The 18,362-nt window shown below is 42.1% G+C and carries 14 protein-coding genes; 10 read left to right on the top strand and 4 right to left on the bottom strand.

Annotated elements, in window-relative coordinates:
* Positions 1-263: 263 nt before the first annotated feature.
* From ACQKC9_RS06245 to tsf, 10 genes are all read left to right on the top strand, one after another.
* The gene (locus tag ACQKC9_RS06245) at positions 264-3,893 is read left to right on the top strand and encodes an ATP-binding protein (protein ID WP_427620994.1); all 3,630 of its coding nucleotides are present in this window, start codon (positions 264-266) and stop codon (positions 3,891-3,893) included.
* 223 nt (positions 3,894-4,116) lie between these two features.
* Entirely contained in the window at positions 4,117-4,929 is an 813-nt protein-coding gene (locus ACQKC9_RS06240; protein ID WP_134292623.1) for a crotonase/enoyl-CoA hydratase family protein, read from the top strand.
* 357 nt (positions 4,930-5,286) lie between these two features.
* Positions 5,287-6,546 (top strand): multidrug effflux MFS transporter, encoded by a 1,260-nt coding sequence (locus ACQKC9_RS06235; RefSeq protein ID WP_191114724.1) that lies wholly within the window; start codon positions 5,287-5,289, stop codon positions 6,544-6,546.
* A gap of 352 nt (positions 6,547-6,898) precedes the next feature.
* Positions 6,899-7,768 carry a substrate-binding periplasmic protein gene (locus ACQKC9_RS06230; protein ID WP_427620993.1) on the top strand — a complete coding sequence of 290 codons (870 nt, stop codon included), beginning with the start codon at positions 6,899-6,901 and terminating at the stop codon, positions 7,766-7,768.
* A gap of 12 nt (positions 7,769-7,780) precedes the next feature.
* Positions 7,781-9,967, top strand: a complete 2,187-nt coding sequence (locus tag ACQKC9_RS06225) for an ATP-binding protein (RefSeq protein WP_427620991.1) — start codon at positions 7,781-7,783, stop codon at positions 9,965-9,967.
* A 61-nt stretch (positions 9,968-10,028) separates the two neighbouring features.
* Complete coding sequence (locus ACQKC9_RS06220) at positions 10,029-10,391, top strand: response regulator (protein ID WP_057758425.1); 363 nt, start codon at positions 10,029-10,031, stop codon at positions 10,389-10,391.
* 30 nt (positions 10,392-10,421) lie between these two features.
* Positions 10,422-10,871, top strand: coding sequence for a chemotaxis protein CheX (locus ACQKC9_RS06215; RefSeq protein ID WP_427620990.1), 450 nt, complete (start codon positions 10,422-10,424; stop codon positions 10,869-10,871).
* 35 nt (positions 10,872-10,906) lie between these two features.
* Positions 10,907-11,356: a chemotaxis protein CheX gene (locus ACQKC9_RS06210; RefSeq protein WP_057758429.1), complete on the top strand. Its 450-nt coding sequence runs from the start codon at positions 10,907-10,909 to the stop codon at positions 11,354-11,356.
* Between the two features lie 465 nt (positions 11,357-11,821).
* Positions 11,822-12,613 (top strand): 30S ribosomal protein S2, encoded by a 792-nt coding sequence (gene rpsB, locus ACQKC9_RS06205; RefSeq protein WP_335731855.1) that lies wholly within the window; start codon positions 11,822-11,824, stop codon positions 12,611-12,613.
* Between the two features lie 359 nt (positions 12,614-12,972).
* Positions 12,973-13,854, top strand: a complete 882-nt coding sequence (gene tsf / locus ACQKC9_RS06200; protein ID WP_427620989.1) for a translation elongation factor Ts — start codon at positions 12,973-12,975, stop codon at positions 13,852-13,854.
* 171 nt (positions 13,855-14,025) lie between these two features.
* Here the strand turns inward: tsf and ACQKC9_RS06195 are convergent, their stop codons facing one another.
* From ACQKC9_RS06195 to hflX, 4 genes are all read right to left on the bottom strand, one after another.
* Positions 14,026-14,832, bottom strand: a complete 807-nt coding sequence (locus ACQKC9_RS06195; protein ID WP_427620987.1) for a lytic transglycosylase domain-containing protein — start codon at positions 14,830-14,832, stop codon at positions 14,026-14,028.
* Between the two features lie 486 nt (positions 14,833-15,318).
* Positions 15,319-16,008 carry an LrgB family protein gene (locus ACQKC9_RS06190; protein WP_427620986.1) on the bottom strand — a complete coding sequence of 230 codons (690 nt, stop codon included), beginning with the start codon at positions 16,006-16,008 and terminating at the stop codon, positions 15,319-15,321.
* A gap of 16 nt (positions 16,009-16,024) precedes the next feature.
* Positions 16,025-16,459 (bottom strand): CidA/LrgA family protein, encoded by a 435-nt coding sequence (locus tag ACQKC9_RS06185; protein WP_427620984.1) that lies wholly within the window; start codon positions 16,457-16,459, stop codon positions 16,025-16,027.
* Positions 16,460-16,835: 376 nt separating this feature from the next.
* A complete protein-coding gene (hflX, locus tag ACQKC9_RS06180; protein WP_427620982.1) occupies positions 16,836-18,263 on the bottom strand; it encodes a ribosome rescue GTPase HflX in 1,428 nt (475 codons plus the stop codon).
* Positions 18,264-18,362 lie beyond the last annotated feature (99 nt).

The following is an 18,362-nucleotide window of genomic DNA, read 5'->3' as shown; positions in this document are numbered from 1 at the left end:
TTTGACACAGAGTGGTTGGTACTCTAATTATAACGTTATTCATCACATGGAATGCCTAACCAGTACTTATAGAATCCTGTTAAGATAATCTTGAGCTGTACAGTAGTTGCCCCGTCAAAATCAGTTAATTTATTAACGATTAATAGCTTCATTAAGAGTAGCGCCTTACCCAGATGCTCTAATACGACACGCTACAAGTATCACGAATACTGACGTTATCACAAAAATTCACGGCAAGAACCTTAGTGGAGAGTAGACCTAGCATGGCATATAAAAAACGTTTCGATACCAGTAGTGCTTATGGTCAGCTGATCATACTGGTGTTTTTGCCTATCTGTGTGTTGGCAGCAGTAGGCGGCATTTTGGTATTTCACGAAACCATGCGTGCAAGCGACTCGGAGCAAGAAGTATTGGCCGAAGCGGTACTTATTCGCTACACACCAGTCATAGCTGAACTGATTCCTGAGCTGCTAGAACAAGAGCGCCAGCAAGTAGGGAGTAGTGCTGAGAGGACCCAGCAAGCGGCAATGACGACGCTAGAGGGTATCCAAGATAAGCTTGGACGTATGCAGTCTGAGCAGCATGTACAGCGCATTGCTATTATTAATGAAGGCAATCAAATACTGGCAACCGTCGGTTATGGCCTCAATGAAGAGTGGCCATTAATCAGTGATTCCGCAAGCTTTTTATCACAACGCCCAACGCCTGTAGGTACAGCGTATGGCAGTGTGTTAGGAGAGTTTGAAGGGCAAACGTTGTGGCTGCTCGTCGATATGGATAATGAGCCGCTCTACATTGCACGTTACCGTATTGCGATGGCGTTAGTGATTACTGGTTTATTTACTATCTTGATTCTACTACTGAGCCTAAATATCTATTCAAAACGTTGGATCGCCCCTATTTATGAGCTGCGTTTGCAGTTGCAACGTACCCATGTTGATAATTTATACCAACCTGTACCCGTTGAGTCAGATGGTGAGCTGAATTTATTACAGCAAGATCTAGTCAGAACATTGCGCCGCTTACATAGAAGCTTTCAAGAGCTCAAAGACCATGCCGAGCAAACTGAGGATGATTTACGGTTGGCATTTGATGAGATGGAGATGCAAAACATCTCTATTCGAAATGCACGTGATGCAGCGATTTCAACCAGCCAAGCAAAATCTGCGTTTTTAGCCAATATCAGTCATGAACTGCGTACACCATTGAACAGTATCGATGGTTTTATTAATTTGCTGGCACGTCATGGTGAGCTTAATCCTGAGCAGGACTTGTATGTACAGACCATACGTAAGTCCTCAGCACATTTGCTTGCTTTGGTAAATGATGTCTTAGATTTTTCTAAGATTGAAGCAGGTAAGCTAGTACTGGATCGTCATGAATTTGATCTCTATGACACCATTTACGATGTGGTCGATATGCTATCTCCGGTCTCTGCGGAGAAGGGTTTACGCATGGCAGTGCTGTTTTACAATGATGTGCCGATGCGCATCAACGGCGATGCGTTACGTCTTAAGCAAGTACTGACCAATATCGTTGGTAATGCCATTAAGTTTACGGATAGTGGTGATGTGGTGGTGCGTGTGAGCTTAGATGACCACCGTGATAATTATCTGATGATTAGTGTGCAAGATAGCGGAAAAGGCATTTCTCTGGCAGATCAAAAAATGCTGTTCCAAAGCTTTAGCCAAGGCGATCCATCAATCACGCGTCAGTATGGCGGTACAGGGTTGGGTCTGGTCATCTCCAAACAGTTAACGCGCTTGATGGGCGGTGATATTGGGTTTCATGATAATGCTCAAGAAAATATTGCCAATCAAGGCGCGACGTTTTGGTTTCGCATGCCAGCCCATGTCGATGTGCTAGAGGCGGCCACAGGGCAGACGATCGAATTACCAGTATTAGCGCCACTGGCGAGCGACACCGATGAGTTTAATGTGTTGGTTTGGATTAATCATACTGCTTCGATACAAGTACTAAAGGCTAGCTTACAGTATTTGCCAATTAAGTTGACTCAGGCCAACTCATTACCGGGTGTGCTTGAGTCATTAAAAGAGCACGGTAATTATTGGGATTGGGTCATCGTTGATGATGACACTCAAGACGATATGATGGCGCTTCTTAAGCAAATTCGTCTGCATTATCAAGGCAAGCTTGCTGTGTTTGGCTACCAAGTGGCGGCCGATCAAGCGCTACTCAATCGCTATCATGCCAACATACTGTATGAGCCATTAGACAAAAGACAACTCTATGCGATGCTCGATACGCAAAGTCGTAGTACGCCGCAAAGCCTTCAGGAACCACGCTGGAAAGGGGTCACGGTACTGGCAGTTGATGACCATTTGCCTAATTTACTAGTGCTTGATGCTCTATTGAGCGAGCTAGGGATTCAGGTAGTTACTGCGAGCAGTGGATTTGATGCTATTGAGATTATCAGTAAACAGCAAACCAAAAATATCAAAACTGCCAAGAGCGATAAGCAAAGCCTATCGAATAAAACGCAACTTTCTAAAGCAGAAACACGTGATGAGATAAATAAGAAAACAAATAGCGCGTTCTATCATGAGGACACGAGCGCTGATGATAAAGCGGCTACGCAAGACAAAGACAATATTGATTTGATATTTATGGATATCCAAATGCCGCGGATGTCAGGACATGAGGCGGCCAAGCAAATCCGCAATATCGAAAATGCGGACAGCCGCATTCCTATTATTGCTCTGACCGCGCATGGGTTGGCAGATGAACGTGACAAACTTATAGCCAGCGGCATCAATGATTATGTCGGCAAACCTATTAGCCAACCTCAGTTATTGCAAGTGCTACAGAAATGGCTTGGTCGCAAGAGTACCACACCACAATTGACCGCATTGCCCGATACAGATTTGCAGAGCTTTGGTTTACAGCATCCTGACTTGCAGGGTAATAATTTCAAAGGTGCTAATGTACAGGATGCTAATGTACGGGGCACCGACTCATCAGAAGCTGAGCTAACTGCTATTGACTCGCTGCGCGGTTACTCAATCAATGACAATGATTTATCGAACGACTTACTCTCTAACAAGGTAAATAATAAAGAGTCTCAAGCCAGTTCAGATATATCTTCAAATACATTAACCGCTACTTATCCAATAATAAGAGGAGACGGGGTAAATCGTAATAGTACTTCTGTCAGTAGCGAGCAGAAGATTACCCGTCCACTATCCTTGAAAAAAATCCGTGATGATTATTTGCGTGATAGTCAGCCTCGTGAAAACTATAGACGAGATGCTGCGCGTGATATTCAACCGCGCTATGAGAGCTTACGTCTACAAAAACAAGGTCAGTCGCCACTACTACAATCACCAACAAAATCTATCGACAACTCTCAAGATAAAAGCCCTCAAGACCAAAGCTTTCAAGATAGAACAGCTCATGATAATACGATTTTACACGAGCAAATCAACAATGACCTTAGTAACAACAATATAAGTAAAAGCGATACTTCAAACATTTTAGATTGGCAAGATGCGCTCACTCGTTCAGCGAATAAACCTGAATTGGCGGCCAAGCTGATTATCATGATGATCGATACTATCAATGATGAAAAACAGGCACTCATTCAGGCATGGGAAGCGCATGACCGCAATATGTTGGCACAAATTGCCCATCGTATACTAGGCGGTAGTCGATATACAGGTGTACCGCAACTGCGTCAGGCTAGCCAAGATTTAGAAGATAAATGCCTGCTGAATGTACAGCATACGACACCTGTGCAATTTGCAATGATTGAGCCATATTATGAGGCATTATTAACGGCGCTAGACAACTTGCAAAAGGTAGATTTATCTTCTTATCCGCAGCTTAACTATCATCGCTTGAGCGAAAATGATATGACGTGGAAAATGATATAAGTTGAGGGTAAGGCAAAGCAGACAAAATCATTCAGGTTCAGAGAGCGATAGGTAATCTTGTTAGATTTGCTTATCGCTATTAGCTAGGTGCTCTGTGTCTGCTGTATATGAAACTGACTATAGTATCGTGGCAGTCAGTTATTACTACGGTACAACAAAGACAAGCCTGCTAATATTGTGAATATTAGAACCATATTTGTTTTATTCATTAATAAGGATTGTTATGAACGCGATTGCAAGTTACCAGTATGAGACCTTACAAGTTAGTATTACAGACAACATACTGACGGTTACCTTAAATCGTCCACATAAAAAAAATGCCATGAGCTTTCAGGTAATCAATGAGCTGATTAAGCTGGCAGGTCGCATTAGCAAGGACAGAACCATACGCGCAGTCATTCTAAATGGGGCAGAGGGGACGTTTTGTGCAGGTATTGATTTAGGAGACTTAAATCATCCAAAAAACACCGCATTTGCGCTTTGGGAATTGATTAAACCATGGCAAAGTGCGTTCCAACGAGTATGTTTGGTATGGCGTGATCTACCAGTACCTGTCATAGCGGTATTGGAAGGATATTGTATCGGCGCTGGGTTGCAGTTGGCGTTGGCTTGTGACATACGTGTCAGCCATCCTGATTGTCAATTATCTATTATGGAAGCTAAGTGGGGTTTAGTGCCAGACATGGGACTGACCCAATCAGCATTTGGGGTCCTAAGAGAAGACACTCTAAAAGAGCTCGCCATGAGCGCTCGTATCATCGATGCCAATGAAGGCAAAGAGTTAGGCTTGATTAGTCATTGTAGTGAAGCGCCTCTTGAACAAGCACAAAAACTTGCTGCCGAATTCGCAGAGCGCTCTCCTGATGCGGTACTAGCAAGTAAACGCGTGATAAATGCGATGTATGATCAACCTGCTAAGACTTTGTATAAAGAAAAAGCATGGCAGCTTAAAATGATGCTTGGTCGTAATCGTAAGCTTGCTCTCAGAAAAGCGAAGCAGGCCAGCACCTTATTTGGCAAACGCCAATTCCGCTAAATTTTTGCTACTAGCAACTTTGCTAGTTCCGTTTTTTATTTGACTCGCTTTAATAGAAGAGGGCTATTGTCTAAGAATACCAGACATATTTTGATAAGTTATTTCGACGAGTTTTAATTGTTAGCAGTTGTTTCGCCATTATCTTATAGCCATTGAAATGCAAGTAGATAGCACGATATAGCATTGTCTGCTTGCACCGATATGGGTAAAGATGCACTATTGTTGTTAAAGGTATCTATTTTGATTACTGTATAAGCCAGTAAAATGACGAAAGCCTACCTAACAACACGTGCAAGCAGTTAAACGTCGAAAAATAAAATATCAAAAATAATAGTCACTATATAAAACGGTCTAAATATGTCTGCTTCAAAACCCTCCCTTCCAAACAAACCTATCGCTTCTGAGCGAGTGCGCTCTGCTGATTTGCCTGTTGCATGGATTATGATGCTTGGGCTGATGGTTGCGGTGGGCCCATTATCAATTGATATGTATCTGCCAGCGCTACCATCGATGGCCGATGATTTCGGTGTTTCAACGGCCTTTATGGCCAACTCTGTCCCTGCATATTTTTTAGGTTTGGTATTTGGACAGCTATTTTACGGACCTTTCAGTGACCGTGTTGGCCGTGTCAAACCCTTGTATATAGGTATGACGCTGTATGTTATCGCTTCTATCCTTTGTGCGACTACTGATAATGAGTACGTACTGTTTGCAGGCCGGACCCTACAAGCACTGGGCGCGTGCGTCGGTGCAGTAGTTACTCGTGCTGCGATTCGAGATCGCCTCACTGCAAAACAAACGGCAAAAGCTTTTTCCATCATGATTTTAGTGATGGGCTTAGCACCCATATTGGCACCATCGCTTGGCGCGCTATTCTTACAGTTTTTTGATTGGCACTCTATATTTTGGTTCTTAGCCGCATTTGGCGCTCTAAACTTGCTACTTACCAAGTTTTTCTTTTTTGAAACTTTAACCGAAGAAAATCGTAACGTACGCCCTGCAAGGGAAGTGCTCAGTCAATATTGGGATTTATTAAAAGACCCAACTTTTAACTATCCAGCAATTGGTGGCGGATTGTTAATGGGAGCGATGTTTGTCTATATCAGCTCGGCTTCTGAGCTAATCATGGATACTTATGGCGTTTCAGCAACACATTTCGCTTGGTTGTTCGGAATGAATGCGGCAGGTTTTGTAGGTTTGACTCAGTTAAACCAATGGCTTACCAATCGCTTTCGAATACTAAGTATTTTGCGCTTTGGGGCGATGATGCAGGTTATCTCTGCAGGTTTGCTATTCGTGATTGGCTTACTTTTAGGGACGGATGCTTGGTTGCCACTGGTGCTAGCTTGTATTTTCTTTTGTATCGCAGGATTGGGTCTGACCCAGCCAAATGCTTCTGCAATTGCGCTCGCTTTTCAGAAACGCCGTGCTGGTATGGCAAGTGCGCTACAAGGTTCGCTAATGTTTTCAGTCGGTATCTTTGGTGGTTTATTGTTGAATTTGTTTCCAGTTAACCCTGTCCTCAAGGTCGGTATTGCCCTGTTCTCACTAATGAGTTTCGGTTCCTTCCTGATTTGGAAAATTGATCGTAATCTAAACTTGGATGACGCAGAGTAAAAGTGTCTTTATTTTAAGTTAACTGTATTTTAAAAAGCACTCATACGTTCACAGCGTATGAGTGCTTTTTTTGTGTTGAATAATTATTCAGTTAAGGATCAAGTCTTGTAGAGACGTTAAGTAGCAACGGTCACTAGATTTTAGCAAACATAAGTTGTTCTGAATTATATGCTGTATTTTGTATGTATAACTAACTCTAAATAATGGACAAACATAATTATTGCAATCACAAAATTAGACAAGTATTATCTAACGTAACTTTCTGTAAGTGAATATGTATAGACATTGCTTAACCTTGCTAGATTGTCAATTAATTAAAACGTAAAACAACGTTAGGTTTCAAGGATAGATTATGAAGCAGTTATATCGAGCGTTACCGATTTTGTTGAGTGTTGGCCTATTTGGCTGTGGGAATTCTGCTACTCAAGAAAGTGCAAGCGTACCAGTAAAGGAAAACACAGATAGCTTTGTGAGTAAGTTACCTGATACAGCGCCAACCATAAAGGTGGCTACAACAGGCACGATGCCACCGTTCTCGTTTCAAGATGATTATGGCAATATGCAAGGTATTGATATTGATTCAATTCGTGCTATCGGTGAAGAACAAGGCTTCAAAGTCGAGTTCTACAAGGAAACTTGGCAGAACATGTTTGACACAGTAGAGTCTGGCGGTCGTGATCTAGCCATCTCAGGTATTTCTTATAAAGATGACCGAGCTGTCAAGTACGGTCTTTCTGCTCCTTATTTCTTTAACCCATCTTCAATTATGTACAAAAATACTGACTTGAAAATCAATCGTATAGATGATTTGCAAGGCATGCATGTTGCGGCAATGGAAGGCTCAAAGCAAGAAGATCAGCTCAGAGCGATGGGTAAATATAGCGAACTGACAACTCGAAGCACTGCTTATTTATTATTTGAAGATTTGATGCAGGACAAAGTCGATGTCATTTTGCATGACTTACCGATCCTACAGTTCACAGCAAAAAACCATCCAGAGTATGACGTGACTATCGTCGCTTATGAGGGCGAAGACAACCCATCAGCACAGCAGGTTATTCTGATGGCGAAAGGCAATAATGACTTAATTCGTAAAGTGGATGAAGGTATTGCAAAGCTCAAACAAAAAGGAACGTTTAAAGAGATTGAGAATCGTTGGTTAGGTGCAGCAGAGACTGCTAAAGAAAGTGATTCTGATACTAATACTAAGCAAGTGAACTAAGGAATTCTGAAGATGGCAACCGTACCTAATGTCGACAATAAGCGCTATCAAGGTCTGATTATTTCAATTGCACTATTTTTATCTCTAATCGGTGCTTTGCTAGCGTTCACGTTTTATACCTCAAACTTATTAGAAAGAAACACTGCTTTAATTGACCAAACCAACCAAGTTGCAAACAGTGCACAGGCAGTAATTAAAGATCTTTTCGACTTGGACAGCAGTTATGGTGAGGATACTAAGTCTCCCCACATACAACGAGTATTAAGCCGTTTAGAGCAAAACACTGCGCTAATTACCAGCTCTATTGCCGCGATTGAGCAAGGCGGTACGATCACAGATGCAGAAGGTAATAGCTACGATTTACCAAAAATTGATAGCAATGCACAAACCAACATTGCTGCTGCCAACGAGCAGTGGAAAACACTAGAGCCCAAAATTCAAGCATACTTAAAAGATGCTGACAACGTCATGGTGCCTTCTGCTGATGAATTGACTCAAGCAGTTGAGCAGGCTAAGACATCAAGTTTGTTTATTAACGACTCTTTGGATAATCTAACCAAAGACGTATTTAATAGTGCAGAGCGTCAAGCAACGACCATTCGTCTTATCCAGGTACTTGGTGTTGCCGCTATCTTTACCTACTTCTTAATCTTCGTATTCTTTTTTGTACGTCGTCTACGTGAGACGGATGCTGAAGCACTTGCCGCTCGCCAAGAAACGCAAGAGATTATGGAAACGGTAAATACGGGTCTTTTCCTACTGGATAAAGACTTAAATATTGGTCAACAGCATTCTCGAGCGCTGAACAATATCATCGGCTCTGATCGCTTGGCAGGGGAAAACTTTACCAATGTTTTGCGTGGTCGTATCTCTGATAAAGACCTCAAGACCACCCAGCAGTTTATTGAACAGCTCTATAACCCTCGCGTTAAAGAAAAACTGGTAGATTCACTTAACCCGCTAAACAAGGTCATGCTGCATAATTTGTCTGAAGACAAGAGTCTTGATAATCGCTTCTTGGATTTTAAGTTCTCACGTGTTTATGACAATAAAGACATTGCCCGTATCTTGGTCAACGTTAATGATGTATCAGATGCAGTCTATTTAGAACAGCGCCTAGAAAAAGAGCGTTCACAAAACGATATGCAGATTGAGATGTTAACGACTATCTTGAATGTGAATCCAAAGATTATTAATGAGTTTATTGGTAATACCCAAGCGCATATCGAGAAGATGAATAACATCTTGAAAAATCCTGGTAGCTCACAATACGAGCTTGAAGGCAAATTAAAAGCTATTTATCGTGAAATGCACAGCTTAAAAGGTGAAGCATCAGCACTAAAACTACACAGCTTTACGAAGATTGCTTCTGATGCTGAAGACAAGTTGCATGCATTGCAAAACCAAGGTCAGTTGTCTGGTAATGACTTCTTACCATTAGCAGTACATTTGGATGATTTGCTTAGCTTGTCGAACACGATTGCGACGTTGGGCGAGCGTATCAACCGCTCAGCACCGTCAGCAGCTAAGACGTCAACCGTACAAGCACCAATTGCTACTCAAAATCCAGTAGCAGACCATGCAGCTAGCAATGCTGACTTTGATGGTGATGGTGGGCTAGATATCGACTTAGACAATGAAGCAGATGACGATTTATTGTCTTTTTACAATGAATTTACAAAAGAAATTGCTGCAAGACAAGGCAAGCTAGTACAGCTAAAAAGTACGACGCTGACCCAAACCAGCATTCCGGCGCATCTTGCAAAACCAATCAAAGAAATCAGTATTCAGTTGCTGCGTAACGCGGTGGTACATGGTATCGAGTCGCCAAGTGTACGTCATGCTACTGGCAAAACTGACGTTGGGACCATTGATTTGGAAGTGCAAGACAATGGTTCAAACTTTATGCTAGTTGTGCAAGACGACGGACAAGGTATCAACTATGACAGCATCCGTAATAAGCTGATTGAAGAAGGTCGTTTCGGTACGGAAGACGCAAATAAACTTAGCAAAGGTGACTTGCTCAAACAGCTGTTCTCTTCTGGATTCTCTACCAAAGAGCATGCAGATGAAGACGGTGGCCGTGGTGTCGGACTTGATATCATCAAGGCAAAAGTAAAAGAGTATGATGGCAAGCTTAATGTAAATAGCGAGCTGGGTCAGATGACACGGTTTGTCATTACTTTACCTAAAGCTTAATCAAAATAGTAATTATATTGTCAGGGACGACAAGCACTTCATTAAAGGTAGTAGATAAGTTATGCATAAGTTAATGATTGTTGATGATTCAAATATTATTAGAAACCGTATTCAGCGCGCATACGATTCAGGAAAATTTATGCTGGTTGCGACAGCGACCAGTGGTGTTCAAGCCATCGAAAAGTTCAATGTTCATCGTCCTGATGTGATCACCATGGACCTAACCATGCCACAAATGGATGGGCTAGAATGTATTGAAAAAATCATCGCGATTGATCCTGAAGTACGCATTTTGGTGGTATCAGCGTTATCGGACAAAGCCACCGGTATTGAAGCATTGTCACTAGGTGCTAGCGGATTTTTGTGCAAGCCTTTTTCGGAAGAGGAGCTTGTAGAGTCTTTGTATGAGCTGATGCAAGACTAATACCATTCATCGACCAAAGCAGATGTCATTATGAAAGAGCAAAAGCTACAGATTTTTTTAAGTATTATTAGTAATTATTTTGACCAGTTTGGTGGAGAAGAGCTTATTGCCGATACCCCTTACTTACTAGAAAATAAACAGCCAAAAGTCCATGATTATACGGGCGTGATTGGTATATCTGGTGGCCAAAAAGGCGTGGTGTATTTTTCGGCGACGCGTAACTTGCTGTCTTCAATCTTAGACAGCATGGGCGAAACCGATAAAAGTGAAGAGAACTATGTAGATCTGGCTGGGGAAGTGGCCAATACCATCGCAGGCAATGCACGTAAAGAGTTTGGCTCAGAGTTTCATATCTCTGTACCATTTGTGTTCAAAGGTGCACCGCAAAGTATTGTATTGCCGAACGATGAGCGTTCTTTTATCATCCCCATCACTTGGCATTCTCAAGTAGGCGAGATTGTGGTTTGTTTGCAAGATTAATGCTGCCACGTAATACAGATGGATATTAATATATTATGGTTAAAGTAGAAAAACTGGGTGTATTTCTAAGCTCGATCAATGCATTTTTTGCGCAAATCGATGGCTCAGAAGTGTCAATTGATACCCCTTACTTGAACAACAACAAAAGCGCGATTGGCTTTGATTATAGCGGTGTCATTAAGATATCAGGGCCTTTAGAAGGCTGCGTCTATGTCAGTGCACCAAGCGTGATGTTGCGAGAAGTCATCAAAGTGATGGGCGAGCCTGACTCTTCAATCACTATGATGAAAGATTTGCTTGGTGAAATGGCCAATACTATCTCAGGTAACGCTCGGACAGAGTTTGGTTCAGAGTTTATTATCTCTCCGCCGCACATTGTAGAGAGTGCACCAAGCGTGTCTTATTTGCCTAAAGATCGTCAAAGCTATATCACACCATTTACGTGGCGTGGTTACAAGGCGGTTATTGGTATTTGCATTGCATAAATTATAGTCAATCCTCTATAAACGAGTGATAACTATAAAAGAGCGACAGCATTAACCTCACTTAAAAAATAGCTATTAAAAAGACAATCATAAAAAAAGCGATGCAAATGTGTCGCTTTTTTTTGTTTTATTATCGCCATAGTTTGTTTTTATCTTATTGATACGCTACAAACAAACTGCTGGAGATTCCAAGACGTTATGTGATAAAATACAGCGCAGCTATTTTTTATAATTCACTTTATAGTTTAGATTTGGGCATTTGCTTCAATCTAGCAATAGCTTCTTTTTTTAAACCAACCAATGACACACACATCATGGCAAAAAATTGCTGGGTGTTTGGCGACTTGATTAATTTGTGATCTGTTAGTGCTTTACTAATGAAAACTAACCGGTAGCAGATGCGTGTCGCTAAATAGGCTGTTTTTGTGATGTGGAGGCATAACCCAACCAATAGGATATATTATCATGGCTACAAAGAATCCAACCAAAATCGAAATGCGCGACTTACTACAAGCAGGCGCTCACTTTGGTCACCAAACACGTTTTTGGAACCCAAAAATGGGTCCATACATCTTTGGCGCACGTAACAAAATCCATATCATCAACTTAGAGCACACCGTAAAAGCGTTCAACGAAGCGTTGACTTACGTAAACGGTTTAGCTGCTAAGAAAAACAAAGTATTATTTGTTGGTACTAAACGCGCTGCAAGCGGTATCGTACGTGAGCAAGCAGCTCGCGCTGGTATGCCATACGTTGACCATCGCTGGTTAGGTGGTATGTTGACTAACTGGAAAACTCTACGTCAGTCAATCAACCGTCTAAAAGAGCTAGAAAAGCAAGCAGAAGACGGTACTTTCGCTAAGCTAACTAAACGTGAAGCGCTAGAGCGTACTCGCGATATGGAAAAACTTGAGCGTTCACTAGGTGGTATCAAAGACATGGGCGGCCTACCTGACGCTATCTTCGTAGTAGACGTAGATCACGAAGCTATCGCTATTAAAGAAGCCAAGAACTTGGGTATCCCAGTTATCGGTATCGTTGATACTAACTCTAGCCCAGACAACGTTGATTACATCATCCCAGCTAACGATGATGCTATCCGTGCTGTGACTTTGTACGTAACTTCTATGGCTGATGCTATCATCGCTGGTAAAGAATACGCACAAACTCAAGCTGGTGGTAAAGCTGAGCAAGCACCTGCTGCAACTGAAGAAGCGCCAGCTACAGAAGAAGCTGCTGCAACTCCAGCAGAATAAGTAGCTGACTTAAAAAGTTTAACTTTGTAAGGATGCCTTGATAGTGTATCTATCAGCATCCATATAATGTTTTGAACAGCGTATAAGCTCATAATAGGCATGATGTAGTTTTACTCGTCATGCCTTGTTATTGAATAAAGCCTTATTAATATGCCATGCGTATAAGCGAGCAGCTATTGAGCGAGTATTATCGCTCCTACTGGTCATATTGCTATATTGTACAGATGTTATTTGTTTGACATCATCTATGGCTATATTAGTAATCGTTCAAAACGAGCTGTCTGCTAGATTTTAAGTAATACCAAGATATCGAATAGAAATACAGCACTCCTATACATAACTATACTAAGGTGACTCTTATGACAGAAGTAAAAGTATCTGCCAAAATGGTAAAAGAACTGCGTGACCGTACTGGTCTTGGCATGATGGAATGTAAAAAAGCGTTAGAAGAATCAAACGGTGATGTTGAAGTTGCCATTGATAACCTACGTAAATCTGGTCAAGCTAAAGCAGCTAAAAAAGCGGGTAACATCGCAGCTGACGGCGCTATCATCATCGCTCAAGGCGAAAACAAAGCATTCTTGTTAGAAGTTAACTGCCAGACTGACTTCGTTGCAAAAGATGACAGCTTCACTGCATTTGCAGAAAAAGTTGCTAGCCTTGCGCTAGAAAACAACGTAACTGACGTTGCTGCTATCTCTGAATTGTCTTATGGCGAAGGTCAGACTGTTGAAGAAGCACGTGTATCTCTAGTACAGAAAATCGGTGAAAACATCCAGATTCGCCGTGTTGAAACACTTGAAGGTGCTAACATCGCTGCATACCGTCATGGTCTACGTATCGGTGTAGTGGTATCTTTTGAAGGTGGCGACGCTGACACTGGTAAGAACCTTGCTATGCATATCGCTGCATTCAACCCTGTTGCTGTAGATGACGAAGATGTTGCTGCTGACGTATTGGCACGCGAAAAAGACATCATCGAAGCGAAAGCTCGTGAGTCTGGCAAGCCTGACAACATCGTTGAAAAAATGATCGAAGGTGGCCTACGTAAGTACCTAGACGAAGTAACTTTACTACGTCAGCCATACGTTATGGACAACGACAAGAAAGTTGGCGAAGTCCTAAAAGCTGAAGGCGTAAAAGTACTTGGCTTTAAACGTCTAGAAGTTGGTGAAGGCATCGAGAAAAAGCAAGAAGACTTCGCTGCTGAAGTTGCTGCAACTCAGGCTGCTAACAAGTAAGCACCAAATAGTATTGGATCAGGCTGTGAGTCCTTAATTGTGGCTCACAGTTTGGCTTTATTACTCTTAATGCATCAAAATATGAAGCCTCAAGACATAAAGCATCCAGACATAAAAAAGCCCATTAACGAATTAATGGGCTTTTTTATGTCTGGCTTTTAGATAACTGGCTTAGCGTAAAGCAGCATAGGCTGAGTTGGCATAGCTGGCACTATTCACATTGCTGCTAGTACCATAACTGACATTTTGTAAGCCATTACTTGTACTGGTGCTACTGGTTTGATTGTTAGCACTGATACTCGCACCAAACAGTCCTGCATCGTTCTTATACAAGCTATGATAACGGCTCATCACTCTTTGAACATAGTTACGTGTTTCTTTGAACGGAGGAATGCCACCGTATTTATCGACATTGCCTTCACCTGCATTGTAGCCCGCGACAGCATGTTCGATATTGTTATTGAAGCGGCGCATGAGCCAAGCGATATACTTAGCTGATCCTTCGATATTATCTGCAGGGTTCCAAGGATTGCTGACATTGAAGCGGCGCGCAGTCGCTGGCATCAACTGCATAAGCCCTTGCGCCCCCACTGGTGAGCGTGCGTTTGGATTAAAAGCTGATTCGGTATGCATCATGGCTTTCATTAGGGCAGGGTCCACACCGTTGCGCTCAGCGGACGCACGAATGTAGCTGTCGTAAGAGTTGCGACTTCCGCTGTTGCTAGCGGCACTGCTACCATAGCTATCGCTGCTTCCGTCATACATCTTGGAGTCTTTATAATAAGTTACTTTTACTTTTTTCGTAAACTTATCGAAATTTCCACTAGGATTGACGTTGGTCAACAGTACTTGTCCACCTTTGTCTTTGTAGATATACATATTGCCTGCATTGGCAGCGACAGAAAAGGTCGAAAAAGCTATTGCACTTAGCAAAAGGGGAGATAAGCAGCGAGTCATCAAAGTAGCCGTATTTATCATAGTAAAATCACTTTTTATCGAATAACAGCAAATTATTTTGCCTACATATGCATTGATTTAGGCGCTTAAGCGGTTACTAATTTTGCAGAATTATTTAGCCCACTGTGAGGACAGCAGCTTAGCAATTATCACTTTCAATAAGGAACCACTTGCAATAGATACAAAAAATAATAGTTGCTTACTATAACATATAATAACTTTTTGGCGCATCAGATTGACAAACTAAGTTGTAAAATCAGATTTTCATTGCTAAATAAACTTAGATAAATCAATATACTAACTTTTCTAGGTTGCTTAATGAGCCATTTATAGTGGGTTTTCTACGCTTATGAATTCAGACAAATAAAGTGTCTCAATTTTTTAAGAGATAATAATGACATTTGAATAGTCGAGATGATTTTCAATCTGACGTTAACAGTAGATAAGCCTATTAATGGTTAAGTTCTTAAAAATATAAGAATAGTTTAGGTAGACTTTCAGTGATGACTAGATACCGATAGCACTGATGAAGATAGGCACCCAAACCGCGGTAACCAACCCGTTCACTGCTAAGCCAAATGCTGCATAACGTCCGGCTGTATGACTGATTTGCCATGCCTCTACTGTACCAAACGCGTGAGCTGCTAACCCCAGTGCTAAGCCTTTGGCACGGTCGTCATTGATACCGCGGAACAAAAAGCGCGCGACAGTACCACCTATCAATCCTGAGACGATGATAATTAGGTTAGCCATTGCCAATGGTGCTTTGATTAAATCTGCGACACTCAGACCAATCGGTGTCGTAACAGAGCGGGTAGCGAAAGCCAATAGGGTTTCATGGCTGAGTGAAAATAAGTAAGCCAACGATATAGGCAGTAATGCGCCAACGACACTAGCAATAGCGACAATTAGAGTGAGTTTTTTGATTGGTAAGCCTTTAAAGTTCATCGCCGCCAATGGCACAGCCAAGAGTACCGTGACATATCCCAACAGATGGTCAAATACAGGTTTTGCCGCGCTGTAATAGTTGTTGTAATCCCACTGCAGTATAAATAGGAAAACAAGCACTAGGACAAGTGCGGTAATGACCATCGGTAGCCATGATAATTTACGTGCCAATACACGTGCAATTACGTGTGCTGCTAATGTCAATAATATTGCGGCTAGGGTTGCCATAAATACGCTGTCAAAAGTCATAATATCTCTCCGCAGCTCACGGCTGTCCCTTTTGCTCAGTAGTAGTCGTACTATCAGTATTTGCAGCATGGTTGAGCCAACGATTGGCCAATAATGCTAGTCCCCATAGTGGTATGAGCGTACTAATAATTATTGTTATCATCACACCCAATAGCTCATCTCCTAGAGCAAATAGCAACAAGCCTGCACCAGCAGAAACTGGTAAGAAGGCAAAACCACTATCGACTAGTAACGTATTACTGGCCTGTGTGAGCCAGCTCGGTAACCCCTTGAGTAATCGCCACGCCATCAAGATAACAAACATCGCAACCAAACCGACAATATTGGCCGCTTTTTCGATGCCTGCCATTTGACAGAGAACAACCGCCGTTTCTCGGACAACGATAACCATGGTCAACGTTAGAATTAACGCAAGCCATAGTGGGAGATGGGGAGAGTGAGCAGGCTTCATAAGCAATTCTGGCCAAATCAGATATAAATGGATGGTGTACAAAACAAAATGCGTGATCGCACCAAGAATACAACGTAGAAAATGATGCTATAAATAATGATAGTAGCAATGATTCACTTTTAAAGTATTAACGCTATCTATCAATATTTGTTGAATGTATAACAGGCGATTATATAGAGAGTGGAGCAACTAATAAAGCCTATGCGCCGTGACTCGTCATATCCAAAAAAAATAGACGATATCAATGGATATCGTCTATTCTATTTTAACGTACTATATAAGGGTTTTTGGTCTAACAGTATGAATCAAACGTTCATTCAACTACTGTCGCAAATGACTCACTTTAACAATAGTTCTTATTTTGCAGAAATGATCATTATTTTTCTGAATCAGCTGTTTCTGAGTTTAATGCATCAAACTCATCAAATGCTTTTTCCTCAGCCTCTGTCATAGTTGGCTCTTCAACGTCATCAACCTTCTCAAACTCTTCTAGTACCGGCATCAGTAGTGTTGCTTGTGCAAGCGGCAATACATCGATAGGTTTTAAGTTGGCTTGACCCAGTAGCTGTCTTAGACGGTCACTTGGCAAACGAATCGTCAGACATTCACGACCCGTATCGTCATAGCTTTCTTCTTCAATAACACCCAATTCATATAGAGTGTTTTTGAATTGTCCGGCATCATACGGCAAGGTCAAATCAAACGTCGTCAGTTTACCCGTCAGCAGTTGCTGTACGGCAAGCGTTAGCTCTTCCATGCCGAGGTTCTGTCTAGAAGACACATAGACGCGGTTTGGCTGACCTTCGCTAGCATAGCCGATATGTGCAGGTTCATCAGTCAAGTCAATCTTGTTGTAGACACTGAGCACAGGTACATCGTTATCGATTTCTGCCAATACCTCTTTGACCGCCTGAATCTGCTCGTGCATGTCTTCGCTAGAAGAATCAATGACGTGCAATAACAAATCTGCTTCTAGTGTTTCTTCTAGAGTTGCATGAAAAGACTCAACCAACTCATGCGGCAGATGACGGACAAAACCAACCGTATCGACCAAGACGACACGACCAACTCCCTGCCAGTCTAAACGGCGTAGAGTAGGATCTAGCGTCGCAAATAGTTTGTCAGCAGCGTAGATGTTCTCATCGACCAAACGATTGAACAAAGTAGATTTGCCCGCATTGGTATAGCCGACCAGTGAGATGGTCGGTACGTCTGATTTTTGGCGACGGGCACGACCTTGCGCACGGGTCTGGCGAACTTTTTCTAGTTTGCTCTTTAGCTGATTGACGCGAGTCTGTAATAGACGACGATCGGTCTCAAGCTGGGTTTCACCAGGTCCACGCAGACCAATACCACCTTTTTGACGTTCCAAATGCGTCCAACCACGTACCAGACGTGTTGATAGATGGTTAAGCTGAGCCAGCTCTACTTGCAACTTACCCTCATAGGTACGGGCACGCTGCGCAAAAATATCCAAAATTAAACCAGTACGATCCAACACGCGGCACTTCACTAACGCTTCGATATTACGCTCTTGTGATGGCGACAAGCTATGGTTGAACAATACGATGTCTGCTTCGTGTTCGCGTACTAGTTCTGCGATTTCTTCTGCTTTTCCGCTACCAACGAAGTATTTGGCGTCAGGGCGTGAGCGTGATCCAGTGACTAATGCCAAACGATCGGCACCTGCTGAATCAGCCAACAGCTCAAACTCACTAAGATCATCAGGATCTTGAATTTGGCGGATGTCTAAATGTACTAAAATGGCGCGTTCGCCACCTTCATGTCTTTCAAAATAATCCAAAGAGTATCACCTATTTAATAAAGTAAATGTCTCGCTATTATCAGCTCAAGAAGCTTTGACGTAGCGTTCATATGATTATCTATATATGGTCTTATCACT

Source organism: Psychrobacter sp. NPDC078409, assembly GCF_050268505.1.
GTDB lineage: Bacteria > Pseudomonadota > Gammaproteobacteria > Pseudomonadales > Moraxellaceae > Psychrobacter.
The sequence above is the reverse complement of the archived record's forward strand: the minus strand, read 5'-3'. Positions and strand labels throughout refer to the sequence as shown.

Bases quoted from the DNA above. Each gene is read 5' to 3' on its own strand.
- ACQKC9_RS06245 (WP_427620994.1), top strand. From the start codon at position 264: ATGGCATATAAAAAACGTTTCGATACCAGTAGTGCTTATGGTCAGCTG.
- ACQKC9_RS06240 (WP_134292623.1), top strand. From the start codon at position 4,117: ATGAACGCGATTGCAAGTTACCAGTATGAGACCTTACAAGTTAGTATT.
- ACQKC9_RS06235 (WP_191114724.1), top strand. From the start codon at position 5,287: ATGTCTGCTTCAAAACCCTCCCTTCCAAACAAACCTATCGCTTCTGAG.
- ACQKC9_RS06230 (WP_427620993.1), top strand. From the start codon at position 6,899: ATGAAGCAGTTATATCGAGCGTTACCGATTTTGTTGAGTGTTGGCCTA.
- ACQKC9_RS06225 (WP_427620991.1), top strand. From the start codon at position 7,781: ATGGCAACCGTACCTAATGTCGACAATAAGCGCTATCAAGGTCTGATT.
- ACQKC9_RS06220 (WP_057758425.1), top strand. From the start codon at position 10,029: ATGCATAAGTTAATGATTGTTGATGATTCAAATATTATTAGAAACCGT.
- ACQKC9_RS06215 (WP_427620990.1), top strand. From the start codon at position 10,422: ATGAAAGAGCAAAAGCTACAGATTTTTTTAAGTATTATTAGTAATTAT.
- ACQKC9_RS06210 (WP_057758429.1), top strand. From the start codon at position 10,907: ATGGTTAAAGTAGAAAAACTGGGTGTATTTCTAAGCTCGATCAATGCA.
- rpsB (WP_335731855.1), top strand. From the start codon at position 11,822: ATGGCTACAAAGAATCCAACCAAAATCGAAATGCGCGACTTACTACAA.
- tsf (WP_427620989.1), top strand. From the start codon at position 12,973: ATGACAGAAGTAAAAGTATCTGCCAAAATGGTAAAAGAACTGCGTGAC.
- ACQKC9_RS06195 (WP_427620987.1), bottom strand. From the start codon at position 14,832: ATGATAAATACGGCTACTTTGATGACTCGCTGCTTATCTCCCCTTTTG.
- ACQKC9_RS06190 (WP_427620986.1), bottom strand. From the start codon at position 16,008: ATGACTTTTGACAGCGTATTTATGGCAACCCTAGCCGCAATATTATTG.
- ACQKC9_RS06185 (WP_427620984.1), bottom strand. From the start codon at position 16,459: ATGAAGCCTGCTCACTCTCCCCATCTCCCACTATGGCTTGCGTTAATT.